Raw genomic sequence first — 15,009 nt, forward strand, 5'->3', positions numbered from 1 at the left:
ATTACGATGGGCAATGGCAAATCCTAAATATGATCGTAGAATCCGCGCGGCTGTAGTTCGGGGAAGTCCCCCTGATCGACCAGATATCGACGCACGTCCACACAAAGGTGGCACTTGCCGGCATATCCGTCCGCAAGTGGCTCGTATCCGAATTCTTCACTGGCGTACTGGCAAAGCCCATATGGGCCCTTCGTGATGAGCGTTTCGATCAATGCGGGATAGCGTCCCGATCGAAAGTCCTCCCACACTTGCTGGAGATCGCGCCAACTGCCGATGGAGAGGCCACCGCAAAATCCTGAGATGTAGTTGCCGTAAAGATCGAAGTGCGAGTGGTGGGCATGGAGGATCTCGTTCGCACAGCGTGCATTCTCGAACGAATGCGCCGGGAAACTGGGCACCAGGTGCCCCAGGGCATATCCCGATCGTCCGCCAGAAATGATGCCGTAGCCCTGCCACAAGATCCGTCCCGCCTCTTCCCGGCCGAATTCCTGCTCGTAGTGCGAAAGCGGCAAGGGACGATCGACATCGTGACGCCGGATCATGTTCAAGTATTCCGCCTGGTAAACGATCAAACCTCGCCCGCCGAACACCTCCATGACCGCCCGAATGGCGCGCAGCGTTCGGACCGGAGGGATCTTTTCGGCGTGAAAAGGCGAACAACTGATCAGCACCGCTTGAAGCCCGGCCTCGCGCAGCATCCGAAAACGAGCGAATGTCTCCTCTTCATCTACGCACCAACTGGCGCTGGTTTCCACGTAACAGGCGATCCATCGCGAGGCGGCCTCTCGAACGCCATGCAGCAGCAAGTCGAAATGGAGGAACGGTTCGCCGCCGGTGAGATGGACCTGGGGAGGCTGAGGCCAGTTGACGACGGCGTCCAACGCAGCCGATAGCGTTTCTTCAGACATCGGCTCACGTTCCCAGCGCGGTCCACAGTTATACAGGCAGTGCTTGCAGGCGCTGTTACAGTGATAGCTGAGAATGATACCGACGTCTTGGGGCAGAAGTTCCATGGCTCACCAGGTCTCGTACCGCACGATATCTTCCAACGCCTTGCGCTCTTTCGGTTCCGGCGTATCCGCGGGGTATCCCAGCGTGGTGAATATCATCGGCTCGACACCCTGCGGCAAACCGAGGACCTCCCGCGCCGCTTGCGGATCGAAGGCGCCGATCCAACAGGTGCCCAATCCGAGCGACGTCGCCGCCAGAATTAGATGGTCCGTGGCGATGGTCACGTCCACCTCGGCGGTGTTGCGGCCGCCTTTCCCGACGTAGGCTTCGGCCAGGACTCCACAGCCGCAGATGACGATTGGCGCCGAAACGAACCAATCGCGATCATATATGCGACGCAGCTCCTGTTCCCGTCCCGCGGTATGGATCACGACAAAACGAATCGGTTGATTGTTGGCCGCCGTCGGCGCCAGGCGCACGGCTTCCAGGACTTGCGCCAGCTTCTGATCTTCGACCGCTTGCGGTTTGTAGGCGCGGACGCTGTAGCGCTTGCGTGCGAGTTCCAAGAAATCCACAATTGCTCTCCCTTGCAAAATCCGTCAGCCCGATCCTGCAACTTCAATATCTCCGCTCTTTTCCTCTCGTACGCCTCGACGCCAAAGCCAGAACAGGAAGACGGCCAGGGCGACGCCGACCCACATCATGCCTGTGGCGTCGTCGACGCGGGTTTCGTCCAACTCCTGCAGCGGCGCCAGAATTGCAAAAAAAGCCAGCGCACCGCTGACGAGGCCCAGTTGATGCTTTTCAATCCACGCGCCATTTCCGGAAAGAGCATGCACGATCCCGAAAACGGAACCCAGTGCGAGCAGCGTCGCCCCGATCGTGAGCCAAACCGGAATTCGCGTTACCGGGAAGATGTACAACAGGAAGTAATAGCATACGAAGGCTCCGAAACCGACCATACCGAACCAGAACGGATCTTTTACGGCGCCGCTGTGGTTCGTCAGCCACGTCGCAGGCATGCGTTTCGCCAACGAAATCAAGCCGAGCATGCACGAGATGGCAAGCAGGTACTGCAGCACCGGCGGCCGGTACGGCGTAAGCTGAAAGTATCCCAGAAGCGTCACTGCCAGAACCAAAGCAAAGAAGAAAAATCGTCCCCTCGATCCCAGCCAGGAATCGTGCTTGCGCTCCGGGAAGATATGCTCGACGAGAAAGATGGGAATCGCGATGCTGACAACACTGTGATAGATCATTAGATCCAGACTCCACACCCAGTTGACGCCCGCCCAGCGTCCATACGTCCCCAGCAGGCCCAGATCCATCCAGTTCGGATCGAAAAAAGACTTGACCATCAAGCCTTCCTCCAGGATGCCGTATGCACATCCCAGGGTAAAGATCGTCGGCCAGCCTTTTCCCCAGCGAACGGCAAATTCGCGAATCAGAATGGCGCCACTGCCGTACAACGAAGCCAGCAGCAGCAATGCGCCGGGAGCAAAGAATTCCCGCGGCGGCGCAGAGCCGGATACCAACTCGCCGATGGTCGGAGACAGGAAAAAAAGCAGCAGGAGGGGCGCGAAACGCCGCACGGCGTGAGTTCCTTTACAGCACGCCGCGCTCACGAGCCAACTGGAGCAACGTCCTTGCAAATGTAGTGGGAACCGGGGGCTGTTCCTCCTCCGGTTTGCGTTCCAACCGCATGCTCTCGGATGAACAGGTGGTCACGCACAACCCGCAGCCGATACAGCGGTCCAGGTCGATCACCGCGACTTCATCGACCACTTCGACGGCGCCCATCTGGCAGCGTTCGACGCAGTCGCCGCAGCCGATGCACAAATCGGGATCCGATACGGCGTAAAACGGGCTGGAGACCAGGCGCGCCGGCTGGGGTTGTTTGTTCAACGTTTTCAACACCTGGCAGCAGCATCCGCAACAGCAGCAGATATTTACAATGTGTTTGGAATTGCTCGGCTGCAGCACCAAGCCCGCCTCATCGGCCCGGTCGAGGATGTCCAGCGCTTCGTCCACCGTGATGTAGCGCCCCATCCCGTTTTCGACGTAGTAATCAGCGCCGCCGCCGAATACGAGGCAGGTTTCCAGCGGCCGGCCGCATCCCTCGCCCATCATGGTATGCTCGCGTCGACAGATGCAGGGCGCCACGGCTAACTTTTCCTGCCCGCGGACCAGCTCCGCGGCATGTTCGTGAGGCAGCACTTCACGCGTCACCGAAACACTTTCGACCACGGGAATCGTTCTCAGTTGAGGCACCTTCTCCCAAACGTTTGCCTCGAACAGATAGGGCACGTACTCGTTGAAATCGCGAATGAAGTCCACATCCAGATCGTTGACGTGATACTCCCACATACCGACCACGAACTGCGAAGCTGCGTAGAGGGGATTCCCCTCGCGGCGGTGACGGTAGAGCAGACCCTTCTTCGCCATCGATTCCAGGCGTTCGGCGCACAGCTCCGCGTCCATTCCGATCTTCTCCGAGATGACCTCGGGCGGCTGCGGGCGGAGGGTGAGATTGAGCGCCAACCGCGCTTCTTCCTCGTCAAACATCCTGCGTAAGATGCGCAGTTCCACGCCGGATTCGGTTTCGGGAAAACCGCCCGGCAATTTGTCCAGGAAAGCCGCCAGTTGTTTGTAAATATCTTCAGCCATCGCATCTCTCCTTCGGTCACTTCAATCATTTACCCTATATCGATCCGTAGAAACCGGTAACCAGATTGTAGAAGCCATAAGGATACCCGATCCGTATAGTGTACGTTTTATAACACCAAACGGGCAAGCGGGAAACAGAATTTCGGCCTGTTTTTGTCCATAAAAAACGTCAGACCAGCGTCAGGGCAGACCCAGGCTTGCGCCTCGGAGGGGTGTATAGTAAGGCGCGGTCGAAAACGGCTCCAGCGAGTGGAGGTGTGAAATGCAGCAAGGGGTTCCCATTTCGGAAAGGATGAACCAGCGCCTCCGCGAGCGGTTTTTCCATCTGGCAACACAACAGTTCGTCAGCCAGGGATACAAAAAGACTTCCTTCAAGGAACTCGCCCGCATTCTGGATATCGATCGTTCCACTTTACGCAGCTATTTCCCGGACAAAGAATCTTTCCTGCTCTACTTCGTGGAGCAGGAGATGGCATGTACCGTTCAAGAGGCCGAACGGATGTCCTCCTCTAAACGGCCTGCCGCAGAAAGGCTCGCTCACATTCTGGACTACCTCTGGGCGTACCTCAACGAAAATCGAGATTTGACTTTCCTCACGGCGCGTATACTTCCCGCCTTGAGCGATTCATGCCAGGAACGCATCGCCTCCCGCCAGAGAAAATACGTTCAGATTCTTGAAAGAATCATTCGCCAGGGGATTAAGCGTGGAGAATTTCGCCGCGTAGACCCGCGCCTTGCCGCGGCCACTTTGTACGACCTCGTCATGGCGCCCTTCACCGCCTGGCTGCTTTATGCCGACCGCGATGAGTATGAATGCGATCCCGGATCTCGCCTCGACATATTTCTGCAGGGCCTCCAGGCGGATTGAGAAGCTGAGGGGTGATCAGGCCTTTCGCAAGCGGGTATCGAAGGGAAACGACTGCGGTTCGCCTACAGTGATTTTGTTGAAGTCTGTATGAAGGGGGTTGAAGAGGTACAGTTGCTCGATCGGCACGATCACGCTGGGAACGGAAAGTACCGCCGAGCGCCTTTCGTCCAACCAGCGATCGCCGATCTCGCGCAGAGCCTGCGGGGCGGGATAGCTGCGCCAATCCTGCGGTAGATTTTTACCTTCGACCACTTCCTGCAGCGCATCATCAAATTCTACCTGGATGAGGACATAATCCGACATGATCACCACGAATTCGAGGTGTGCCAGAATCTCCAGCATCGCCAGTGAGGCATGTTCGGCAGTGTACACCACGGGCCGACCTGGGCTGTTCCAGCGCCCACCGTACAGGCGTGCGCCTTCCCCGCTGAACGCCCCCTCACGGAAATGCAGTTTGACGATTCGCCAGGAATGCAGCTTCACGAGAACACGCCGTGCTCGAGGCGTCCGATGAGCTTCTCGACCTCCCGCGCCCCGATTTCAGTGCGGGCCATATCCAGCGGCGTCTCTCCGCCAAGAGCACTATTCTTCGCCCGCAACCATTTGAGCGCACCTTCGTGGTTCCCCTCGAAAAGCTCGAGCGAGGTGTGCAGCACGCGCGAGAATCGCAAGAGGCGTTCGGATTCGTCGGGAGGCAGTTTTCCCTCATGCTTGCGCCTTGAAAGCGTACGCCGAGGAATCTGCAGTAAATCTGCGAGTTCCGAAATCGACAACTCGAGCTGACCCTGCAGTTCCTCGAAAGCCTGATACGAAAAACCCTCTTCGATTTCGCCGATCAGCTCCAAGGTGTTGTTCGCATTAACACCCAACTTGCTCGCATAGGGAATCGCTGCCGTGGTTTTGCGCTTCCTCGCGCCGCGCTTCTTCATCGAAGCTGCCTGGGTTGCCATGGCGATCTTTCCTTTCACCAGAACACGTTCGTGCCATTTAGCCAAATTATACTGGCCATTTGGCTCGCGCGCAAGCGGTTGTACGAGGATGGGCGAGGTCGCTCGCAGGACTTGCGCTCACGGCAGGCTCAGCAGAAAATGGAGAGTACCATGAAACGTCGTGGGCCGGATCGAACGACATTGTTCCTCATTGCGGTGGTCATCGCGCTTGCGGGCCTCGCATGGCTTCGCGGTGGCTTTCCCCTTCTCGTGGAAGGATTGTCCAACGGCGCAAGCGAACTGCAGCGGGTTACACCGCTGCTCTTGGCCGCCTTTCTCATCGCCGGATTGACCCAGGTGCTGGTCTCGCGCCAGGTCATCGAACGCTGGTTGGGTTCGCAATCCGGATGGCGCGGGATCCTCCTGGCATGCCTGGGCGGTGCGCTGATCCCCGGCGGGCCGTACGTGTACTACCCCATCGCCGGTTCCCTGCTGCATTCCGGCGCCGGGCTGGGCGTGTTGATCGCTTTCATCAGCGCCAAAAACTTGTGGTCGGTCACGCGCCTGCCTTACGAATTCGCTTTGTTGGGACCCCGCCTCACGTTGATCCGTTATGCCGCCACATTCATACTGCCGCCCATATTCGGTTTCGCCGCAGAGGCCCTCTTCGGGCCGAGAATCGAAAGCATTCGCGAGGCGATGCGATGATTCAATCCACGCTGATCATGGTCGGGATCGCCCTGGCGATGTGGATCTACGCTCACAGCCGCGACGATGACAGCGCCCGACGCGGGGTAAGTGTAGGCTGGCAGACGTTGAAACGAACACTGCTGCTTCTGCTGATCGCCTTCGCCATCGTCGGGTACGTCGAGGTGCTGGCCCCGCAGGATCTGGTCCGCACCTGGATCGGACCGAATTCCGGGTTGCGCGGCGTTTTGATCGGAACCATCGCCGGCATGCTGCTCCCCGGAGGTCCCTACGTCGTTTTCCCGCTCATCGGCGCGCTCTACCAAAACGGCGCCGGACTCGGCCCCACGCTGGCGATGATCACCTCCTGGGCCGCCCTGGCCTTGTTGACCGTGTCTTTCGAACTGCCCTTCCTGGGATGGCGTTTCAGCGTGCTGCGTTTGAGCCTCGGGCTGTTCGCCCCCATCCTCGTCGGATTGTTGGGATGGCTCGCCTTCGCCGGATAATGGACGACAGCCGCGGATATCCGGCCACTCGAACCCGCCACCGAAAAGGGCGAAGTGAAGAATCATTTCTTCATTCCCTTCGCCGCGGCTTTCCGGTATTTCCAGATTTTCAGAGATCGAGTATTCTTACGAAACAACGCAAGTGGACGACGTCGTGATCGTTGAGAGGGAGCAGCTATGCAAGCGATCGTGATCGCCACGAATCTGGATGAGAAAGAGATATTCACATTCCTGATCCGAAGAGCAGGATTGGCTGTTGCATCCAGTTCCGATTACCAACGCGTGCTGAAAAACTGGACCGACCACCCGGCGGACATCATCATCCTGGCTCTTCAGGAAGATATGGATCCCATCGCAATCGTGGAGCAAGTTCGCGACGTGACCCAAGTTCCACTCCTGCTGATCACGGAGCCACTCTCGGAGGACACCTTTTGTACGCTGCTGGAGAACAGCGTAGACGTTCTCCTCCAGCGCCCTCTCTCGCCTCGGATCCTGACCGCTCAGGTCCACTCGCTCTCTCGCCGCTCCGCCTCCGTACCCAGTTTCGTTCTGCCCAGTCTCGAGTTGGAGAACATCCTCCTGGATACATCCACACGGACCGTCAGCGTCCACGGCCAGGAACCCCGGCGCCTCACACAATTGGAATTCCGCCTGTTGTTCACTCTGATGACCAACCGCGGGCAAGTCGTCCCCACGGATATTATCATCGAACGCGTATGGGGTTACGCCGGAGAAGGGAATCACGATCTGGTACGCGGGTTGATCAGTCGCCTGCGGCGGAAAATCGAATCCGGCACCGGCGAGCATGAATTCATTGAAACGATCGCCGGTGTTGGCTATCGCTTCATTGCGGAAACCCTCTAGACAATCTCATCGGATCATTCTGGTAATGACTATCGGTTCTGTTGCTTCGTCAAGGCCATAACGACGAACCCTCATTCCGCAAATCTCAATCCACTCGTACGGCTTCACCTGCCCTTCCCCTAAGTGAAATGCCGTAAAAGAAACCTGATTTCACATATGTTTAATGCAGCATTTGAATGACCTTTACACTGCCGTTGATTACGCTTTGACCTCGAGATCGATGATGAAGACGATGCAAGCTGATTGCCCAACGTGTTCCGAAGCCGTACGTTTGAGCGGAACGCCGATCATCGGACAACGAATCACATGCCCGAGGTGCCGCGACGAACTCGAGATAACCGATCTAACCCCGGTTCGCTTGATGAGCACATGCGGTGACATTCTGGAAAATCCGTCTTTTTCCTTTCGTCCCACATCTCCAAGAAACCGTCCGGGCAGATGATCTTACCAGTTGACTTGAACTTAACAACCGGCTCATCGACGGAGCATCAGCGTATCGGAAAGCAGCAGGGCGAGATATGCCACGTGAAGTAAATCTGCATTTTGCTTCACGGGCAGAATGGTTGGAAAGAAAAAATAGAATGATGTCGATCAAAGCTATTTGTCCTGAATGCGACGTCGAAATCGCATTTTCTACACAGCCGACGCTCGGGCAGTGTGTGATCTGTGCGAACTGTCAGTCCGCCATGACGATCAAGCAATTGAATCCGATCGTGCTGGATTGGGCTTTCTTGGCACCGCTAGAGCCTGCAAGAATACACCCGAATCCATCGGTGCCCAATCACCCAGAGCAATTCAAGAAACAATCCTGATTTATCAAGTTTGTGGCAATCGAGGTCCTCGCTTGCAAGCCGGTTCAAGCAAGGATCATGTTACACGGCAGCCTAATACTGCAGCGCGAAAACTCGAAAGCTGCGGAGGTAGGAGAAACGATGAAATCGTCCCCTCTTAAAGTCCTATACATGACGCCAGAAGGCCACGCCAAATTGGAGCAGGAACTAGAGCGCTTGCGCACCGTTCGCCGCTCCGAAGTGGCGCGCAGAATCCACGAGGCGATAGAAGAAGGTGGAGAGCTGGAAGAAAACGCCGCCTATGAGGTTGCGAAAACCGAGCAGGCTTTCCTCGAAGGCCGCATTCAGGAAATCGAAAAGAAACTTGCCCGCGCGAGCATCGTTGCCCCTGGAGAACCAACTGGCGTCGCTAAAATTGGCAGCCTCGTCGTGATCCAGCAATTGGACCAGGCTCCGCAGACCTATTCGATCGTCGGTTCGACGGAGGCCGATCCGCGTCACGGAAAAATATCCTGGGAGTCTCCTCTCGGGCAGGCATTGCTGAATCATCGGGAAGGAGAAGAAATCGAATACAAGGCGCCGGATGGAACTTTTCGATGCAAAATACTCAAGATCCAATGAGTTGCTGTACTGGCGCAAGGAACAAATTTACACGTGTTTTCCATAGCAACAACACACCTTTTCAACATCCGCGAATTAAGATTCGACACAGAATTTACAGGGTGCGAGGAAGAGGCAAAGGTGAAAAAGATGAGCAATTCCAAGAAAAATGACAAACCTCCCCAGCACAGTTCTACGAACGGTAGACAAATTACACTAAAGGCGCTCGGTCCGGTCAGCGACCTGGAATCTCACGTGCCCACCGACTGGTGGCGTCGCATCTTCACCTCGCTCTACATCAAAACCGACGCCGATGTGATCGCCGATGATCGCATCACGGCCGGCGAGGTCGACACGCTGCTGGAAATTCTCCAGCCCACACCCGAAACACACATCCTCGATCTGTGCTGCGGCCAGGGCCGCCATACTTTGGAGTTTCACCGCCGCGGGTACACCCAGGTCGAAGGATTGGATCGCTCCCGCTATCTCGTTCAAAAAGCCAAAAAGCAAGCCCGCAGCGAAAGCTTGACGGCTCACTTTCGCGAGGGCGATGCGCGCAAGACGCCTTACGGCGACGACGTCTTCGAAGTGGTCATGATTCTGGGCAACAGCTTCGGATACTTCGAATCCGTGCAGGATGACCTGCTCGTGCTGCAAGACGTTTTCCGCATTCTCAAGCCGGAGGGGACCTTGCTGCTCGATCTCGCCGACGGAGAATTCCTCAGAAGCAATTACGAGCCGCGCTCGTGGGAATGGGCGGATAAAAAATTATTCGTCTGCCGGGAACGAGAACTTTCATCAGATGGACAGCGCCTGATCACGCGCGAGATCATCAATCACACCGAGAAGGGGGTTATCGCGGACCAGTTCTATGCCGAAAGACTTTATTCCCGGGAATCGATCACACGCCTGCTCCAGGATGCGGGTTTCTCGAACATCGAACATCTCGAAGGTTTCACTCCATCCTCGACGCGAAACCAGGATCTGGGCATGATGGCGCAGCGGATTTTGCTCACCTGCAACGTTCCGAAAAAATTTTCACTGTTTACGGCCGGCGTTCCCAGCGATGTACACGATCTGGTCGTTATCATGGGAGACCCTCGCAAAATCGACACGATCAAACCGGATTTAATCTTCGACGAGGATGACTTTCACACCATCGATGAGCTCAAATCTGCGCTTGAAGTGAATAATCACAGACAGTACACCTTCCTCGATGATCACGATAACTTGATCGATGACCTGCGCGATCTACGCCAGCGAACCGATCTCGTACTCAATCTTTGTGATGAGGGTTTCGAGAACGACCCGCACAAAGAACTTCACGTTCCTGCGCTGCTGGAAATGCTGCAGATCCCTTACACGGGCGGCGGACCGCAATGTCTGGCGTATTGTTACGATAAATCGTTGGTTCGGGGTATCGCCAAGGAGATGAACATCCCGGTTCCAGATGGTTTGCTGCTGAACGCGAACGACAGCACCATCGACCTGCCGATGCACTTCCCCGTGATCATCAAGCCCAACTTCGGCGATTCCAGCTTCGGTATCATCCAGGATTCCGTGGCGCAAACACCGGAAGAGTTGATCGATGCCGTGGTGCAAATACGCCGCAGGTTCGGCTACGACCAGCCGGTCTTGGTGGAAGAATTCCTGCAGGGAAAGGACCTCAGCGTCGGGATCATCGGAAATCCGCCCCAAGAGTACACCATTCTTCCCATCGTCGAGGAGGATTATTCTGTTCTTCCCGAGGGGCTGCCGCATTTGTGCGGGTATGAAGCCAAGTGGATGCCCGATTCGCCCTATTGGAACCTGCGCTCGATTCCGGCCGAGTTGTCCGAACCCGCGCGCAACGTGCTTGAAGATGCAAGCGTCCGGCTCTTCGTTCGCCTGGAATGTCGAGATTATGCGCGTTTCGATTGGCGCCTCGACTCCGAGGGGAATCCCCACCTGCTCGAAGTCAACCCGAACCCCGGCTGGTGCTGGGACGGGCATCTGGCCAAGATGGCCCATATCGCAGGCTTGTCCTACGCCGACATGCTGGAAGCGATCATCTCCGCGGCTGCCACGAGGTTGGGCATCATCACCACCCGGCCAGTTCCAGCCTGAGACAAAACCAGGCGATGGTGAATCCAGGTGAAAAGAAATTCGGCGGATCAACCTTCACGATCCGCCGAATTTGCAGCGCTATGAAACACTGTGAAATAAGCTGTATCGAAGCTGGTTATTTCCGGCCCGATCCATTTCCCGGTCCCTGCTGGCCGCCGGCTCCTTGCTGATTTTGCGGCGTTCCATCCCCCGTCTGCAGGGAATCCGGCTGCTCGGGAGCATCCTCGGGGCGATTTTCTCCGTGCCGCAAACGAAACGTAGTCGGATCTTCCAGGCCTTCCTCCGCGGCCTGGCGCACTCGAGACACGATCTGTTCGGTCTGCTGCAGCGCTCCGTCGGCATTGCCTGCATCCTGAGATTGCATTTGCCGGATTACCTGGGTCTGCTGCTGCGTCATGACGCTCAATCGTTCCATCGCCTGTACCAGGTTCGCATCGTCAAAACTCGATGCATACCGCAGCGCCTGCTCGAAATGCGCCTGAAGCCGGGTCGTCACCTGAGGTGGAATGGGCGCACCTTCTTCGCTGAGCGCGTCGATCTCCTCCAAACGCTCTTGTGCAAATTCCAGCAGGAGATCAAAAGCTTTCTCGGAATCCGAGGTGAGCGCCAGGCGAACGTCTTCGGAGGCGACTTTGATGGGATAGAGTATTTCGCCCGGTTCGCTGGCCTGCGCTATAGCAACGGTACCGCCTGTGGCTCCTAACGCCATGGACAAAGCCAGAGCAACTCGTACGAGAGTCACCATAATCGAACGCTCCTTTCGTCTGATGTTCTTCCACCATTTACGACGGTCTGGAAACGCAGGAGATACGGGTTTCGGCATGGAACGCACGCTGTCCATAAAAGCCGCTCGGCCGCTTTGAACGTCCAACAGATCCCGCTCGGGAACGTCCTGCAGCCGACTCAACCTTTTCAGGACGGCATTCGTTTTATCGGGACCGGCAGATGCACCGCACCCGGCGCAGCGCGTTGAGTCCGCGATGCTGCAGCGCCTTGACGGCACCGACGGGTTTTTCGATCGCGGCACTTATTTCCTGGTTGCTCAAGCCTTGTAAGAATTTCAATACGATCACCTGGCGTTGTTCGTGCGTAAGACGCCACAATGCCGCCCGCGCCTCTTCAGCCTGAATGCTCATTTCCGCTGCCGAGGAGGGATCGTCGTCCGCCGGCAGGGCTTCAAGGTTCTCGGATGATTCCAGCGCTTCACCACGTCCTCGACGATGGACATCGACGGCCAGATTGTGCGCCACACGATAAAGATAAGCACGTAGATGCTCGCGTGGGCCGCCGCCGGCATGAAGGGCACGCAGAAAACGATAGAAGGTTTCAGCAACGAGATCCTCCGCCGCATGCGGGTCGCCGATCAGTCGATAGGCGTAGCGATAGAGTTCATCACTGAATGCATCGTAAATCGCTTCCAGTGCATTCTCATTCAGGCTACGTGCTGCGATCAACCAGTCCGATTCGGGCTTCGCCATCCTTCACCTATTACGACGCATTCCCGGCTCGAGCGATACGTCATCACTGTGACGGGAATGCTGTTGAAAAGGTTCTCCGATGGGAAGTGATGGTAAGAACTCACCCTCGGAGAACCATCCAATCGATCGTACGCGGACGATATTTTACATCACAAACCTTGCTGTCCCTGCCCTGCCCACATCGGACGGCCGCTGTCGGCGCGCAGAATCAGGCTCGTTCCATTGGAGAGATTCTCGATCTCCGTCGTCTTCCATTCGCCGTCCTCGTAGAAGCCCGACATCGCGATGCGGTCCCCCGCCTGAGCCTGGAAACCCATATCGCTTGCAAACCTCCACGAACGGCCATCGATTACGAGCGCATCTCCGTCAGTCGTTTCAACGGCGAGAGCGTCTCCATCCACAGCGACGACTTCTGCGAATACCCGAAGCACCTGCTGCGGTTCAGTGTCCTCGGCAGCGTTTCCACTGCCCGCGCGGCTGCCTCGATTTCCCTGTCCAGGCTGGGCGGCCGTTTCCGCCGCTTGATTCCGGCCCGCCTGATTTACGACATTCCGCTGGCCGGAAATACCTGCGGTTTCTGTTTGACGGCCCTGTGCTTCATCACTATTGCTGCGCGCACCGCGCTCGATCCTGCTCGTCGTGCGCTGGATCGCACCAACCACCAGAATGCCGCACAGTCCCAACAACAACGATCCCAACACAATCTTCTTCAACATCGCATCAACCTCCTAATCGGATTCATCAGATTTTCGAAATACCGCAACGAAACGCTACACCGGCTCTGCTTCCGTCAGGTTACCCCGCACTACTTGAGGGCTCAGGGATAGGAAGAATCGGCGAGTGACCTTCGTGATCCAGCGCCAGTGAATTGCGAAGTGAATCACTGCCGTGACGATCATGACCACGCCCGCCCAGGTATGGATCAAATCCCACGTGGCGTCTCCCAGTCCGGCGCCGGAATCCAAAACCAGGTTCGTCCCGCCTCTGAGCGCTCGCAAGGGAGCGAAAAGGAAATACACACCCGAAACCGCGGTAGTGAAAAAACTACTGGCCAGCAAAGCATCGACGACCAAGTTGAACTTGGCTCCGAGCGACATGCGCGCCTCACGCGAGCGTAATCCGCTCAGCATTCTCTTGGCCATCATGCGCACCCATGGCCAGTGATAGACAAAGTGAACCAGCGCGGCAACGATCATCAAAACGCCGCCCCAGGTGTGCAGATCGTCCCAGGTGCTGCGCTCGAAAAGAATCTGCAGGCCGTACGTTGCGTTGCGCCCGCCCTGGAAACCGCCCACGGGAAGGAACAGGAAGTAGATGCCCGTAATCACGGCCAGGATTCCCCCGAGAAAAACAACGAAATCGAGCAGCCAATTGATACGCGTACGAGTGGACATACTGTTACATCGGGCCATATGCGTTCTCCTTTGAACATAAACGATAGCTGGATTGTAGCGGTGTCCTGTGAAGAACATGTGAAACATATGTTGGGAAGATATGAAGGTTTTATTGTACGAAATGATCGGCCTTCAACAATCCATGGAGCCGGTAAGCGAGTGTTCCCCGAAACGACCTGGGGTATACTCTGCGTTGAACCATCGTCCGGCAAGTAGAAATGGAGAGTATGTATCCGCAGGTATGGCGAAGCACTCGACGCGCACGAATGAAGCCTGGCGCAACGATTTGAGTTCACCCGGCGCTGCGCAAGAGGCAGCGCTGGCAGATTTGCGGCAGGTCGTTCGCGCCGGTTTGCCCTACGCGCTCTCGAAATGGATTTCTCCTTCCGACCCCGCTTTCGATGCCCTGGTCGAAGAAACGACACAAAACACGCTCCTGCGCGTACTCGATCGCTTGCACACGTTCGAGGGCCGCAGCAAGTTCACCACCTGGGTTCACAAAATCGCAGTCCACATTGCGTTGAACGAACTGCGCCGCAAACGCTGGCAGGATGTTTCGCTGGAAATGCTGGTCGAGGGCGAGTTCGGAGCGCCCGCATTGATGGAAGACGAAGCGGGAGGGCCCGAACTTGCCTCCGAACAATCCGACCTCGCCGATCGTATGATGCGAATCATCAACGAGGAACTAAGCGAGCGACAGCGCACGGCCCTCATCGCCATTGGAATTCGCGGGATGCCCATCGCGGAAGTGGCTCGTCGCATGGATACCAACCGCAACGCACTGTATAAGTTGATGCACGACGCCAGGCTGCGACTCAAGCAGCGCCTGACCGAAGAAGGTCTCACCCCGGGTGAGATTCTCAACGCCTTCGGTGGTGGGTAAGAACGATGCGCTTCACGCCGTCTTAAGTACGGAAAGTATGGTTACATGGATTCGAACGCAAACATAAAAAATCTTCTCGATGTCCTCGAAAAGACTCGGGAAGATGAAGTCGACTGCGCTGAAGCCTTCGACCACCTCGATGTGTATGCCGAAATCGTGGCGCGCGGCGAAGATCCCAGCAAACTGCTGCCGCTGGTCAAGCGGCATCTAGAAATCTGCAACTGCTGTCATCAAGAGCTCGAAGCTTTGGTCCGTATCCTCGAAGGGAATCTCGACCGATGACTTCGA

At 56.6% G+C, this 15,009-nt stretch carries 19 protein-coding genes; 9 read left to right on the plus strand and 10 right to left on the minus strand.

The window, feature by feature from the left end; translation table 11 throughout:
• Window positions 1–23: 23 nt before the first annotated feature.
• Genes P8Z34_07890 through P8Z34_07905 form a run of 4 tightly spaced genes read right to left on the minus strand, consistent with a single transcriptional unit; the run spans window position 24 to window position 3,615 of the window.
• The gene (locus tag P8Z34_07890) at window positions 24–1,013 is read right to left on the minus strand and encodes a hypothetical protein (protein MEJ2550588.1); all 990 of its coding nucleotides are present in this window, start codon (window positions 1,011–1,013) and stop codon (window positions 24–26) included.
• Between the two features lie 3 nt (window positions 1,014–1,016).
• Window positions 1,017–1,526 carry a nitroreductase family protein gene (locus P8Z34_07895; GenBank protein ID MEJ2550589.1) on the minus strand — a complete coding sequence of 170 codons (510 nt, stop codon included), beginning with the start codon at window positions 1,524–1,526 and terminating at the stop codon, window positions 1,017–1,019.
• Window positions 1,527–1,550: 24 nt separating this feature from the next.
• Entirely contained in the window at window positions 1,551–2,540 is a 990-nt protein-coding gene (locus tag P8Z34_07900) for a hypothetical protein (protein ID MEJ2550590.1), read from the minus strand.
• A gap of 13 nt (window positions 2,541–2,553) precedes the next feature.
• Window positions 2,554–3,615, minus strand: a complete 1,062-nt coding sequence (locus tag P8Z34_07905) for a 4Fe-4S binding protein (GenBank protein ID MEJ2550591.1) — start codon at window positions 3,613–3,615, stop codon at window positions 2,554–2,556.
• A 262-nt stretch (window positions 3,616–3,877) separates the two neighbouring features.
• Here P8Z34_07905 and P8Z34_07910 point away from each other — a divergent pair, with 262 nt between their 5' ends.
• Window positions 3,878–4,483 (plus strand): TetR/AcrR family transcriptional regulator C-terminal domain-containing protein, encoded by a 606-nt coding sequence (locus P8Z34_07910; protein ID MEJ2550592.1) that lies wholly within the window; start codon window positions 3,878–3,880, stop codon window positions 4,481–4,483.
• Between the two features lie 15 nt (window positions 4,484–4,498).
• Here the strand turns inward: P8Z34_07910 and P8Z34_07915 are convergent, their stop codons facing one another.
• Entirely contained in the window at window positions 4,499–4,966 is a 468-nt protein-coding gene (locus P8Z34_07915) for an RES domain-containing protein (protein MEJ2550593.1), read from the minus strand.
• Window positions 4,963–5,433 carry a DUF2384 domain-containing protein gene (locus P8Z34_07920; protein MEJ2550594.1) on the minus strand — a complete coding sequence of 157 codons (471 nt, stop codon included), beginning with the start codon at window positions 5,431–5,433 and terminating at the stop codon, window positions 4,963–4,965. The genes P8Z34_07915 and P8Z34_07920 overlap by 4 nt, the downstream gene beginning before the upstream one ends.
• A 150-nt stretch (window positions 5,434–5,583) precedes the next feature.
• On the opposite strand from P8Z34_07920, the gene P8Z34_07925 reads away from it, so the two are divergent.
• The 6 genes from P8Z34_07925 (at window position 5,584) to P8Z34_07950 (ending at window position 10,966) form a co-directional block, all read left to right on the plus strand.
• Window positions 5,584–6,120 (plus strand): permease, encoded by a 537-nt coding sequence (locus P8Z34_07925; GenBank protein MEJ2550595.1) that lies wholly within the window; start codon window positions 5,584–5,586, stop codon window positions 6,118–6,120.
• Complete coding sequence (locus P8Z34_07930) at window positions 6,117–6,605, plus strand: permease (protein MEJ2550596.1); 489 nt, start codon at window positions 6,117–6,119, stop codon at window positions 6,603–6,605. The genes P8Z34_07925 and P8Z34_07930 overlap by 4 nt, the downstream gene beginning before the upstream one ends.
• Before the next feature lie 177 nt (window positions 6,606–6,782).
• Window positions 6,783–7,469, plus strand: coding sequence for a response regulator transcription factor (locus P8Z34_07935; GenBank protein ID MEJ2550597.1), 687 nt, complete (start codon window positions 6,783–6,785; stop codon window positions 7,467–7,469).
• A gap of 518 nt (window positions 7,470–7,987) precedes the next feature.
• Window positions 7,988–8,281: a hypothetical protein gene (locus tag P8Z34_07940; protein ID MEJ2550598.1), complete on the plus strand. Its 294-nt coding sequence runs from the start codon at window positions 7,988–7,990 to the stop codon at window positions 8,279–8,281.
• 120 nt (window positions 8,282–8,401) lie between these two features.
• The gene (greA, locus tag P8Z34_07945; GenBank protein MEJ2550599.1) at window positions 8,402–8,881 is read left to right on the plus strand and encodes a transcription elongation factor GreA; all 480 of its coding nucleotides are present in this window, start codon (window positions 8,402–8,404) and stop codon (window positions 8,879–8,881) included.
• Window positions 8,882–9,010: 129 nt separating this feature from the next.
• Complete coding sequence (locus P8Z34_07950; GenBank protein MEJ2550600.1) at window positions 9,011–10,966, plus strand: methyltransferase domain-containing protein; 1,956 nt, start codon at window positions 9,011–9,013, stop codon at window positions 10,964–10,966.
• Window positions 10,967–11,081: 115 nt separating this feature from the next.
• Here the strand turns inward: P8Z34_07950 and P8Z34_07955 are convergent, their stop codons facing one another.
• The 4 genes from P8Z34_07955 to P8Z34_07970 form a co-directional block, all read right to left on the minus strand.
• Entirely contained in the window at window positions 11,082–11,711 is a 630-nt protein-coding gene (locus tag P8Z34_07955; GenBank protein MEJ2550601.1) for a DUF5667 domain-containing protein, read from the minus strand.
• 184 nt (window positions 11,712–11,895) lie between these two features.
• Window positions 11,896–12,444 (minus strand): sigma-70 family RNA polymerase sigma factor, encoded by a 549-nt coding sequence (locus P8Z34_07960; GenBank protein MEJ2550602.1) that lies wholly within the window; start codon window positions 12,442–12,444, stop codon window positions 11,896–11,898.
• Window positions 12,445–12,593: 149 nt separating this feature from the next.
• Entirely contained in the window at window positions 12,594–13,160 is a 567-nt protein-coding gene (locus tag P8Z34_07965) for a hypothetical protein (GenBank protein MEJ2550603.1), read from the minus strand.
• 54 nt (window positions 13,161–13,214) lie between these two features.
• Window positions 13,215–13,856, minus strand: a complete 642-nt coding sequence (locus P8Z34_07970) for a DUF4405 domain-containing protein (protein MEJ2550604.1) — start codon at window positions 13,854–13,856, stop codon at window positions 13,215–13,217.
• 223 nt (window positions 13,857–14,079) lie between these two features.
• Here P8Z34_07970 and P8Z34_07975 point away from each other — a divergent pair, with 223 nt between their 5' ends.
• Window positions 14,080–14,721 carry a sigma-70 family RNA polymerase sigma factor gene (locus P8Z34_07975; protein ID MEJ2550605.1) on the plus strand — a complete coding sequence of 214 codons (642 nt, stop codon included), beginning with the start codon at window positions 14,080–14,082 and terminating at the stop codon, window positions 14,719–14,721.
• Window positions 14,722–14,766: 45 nt separating this feature from the next.
• Entirely contained in the window at window positions 14,767–15,003 is a 237-nt protein-coding gene (locus P8Z34_07980) for a hypothetical protein (protein MEJ2550606.1), read from the plus strand.
• Window positions 15,004–15,009: the final 6 nt, after the last annotated feature.

The sequence above is a fragment of the Anaerolineales bacterium genome, assembly GCA_037382465.1.
Taxonomy (GTDB): Bacteria; Chloroflexota; Anaerolineae; order Anaerolineales; family E44-bin32; genus WVZH01.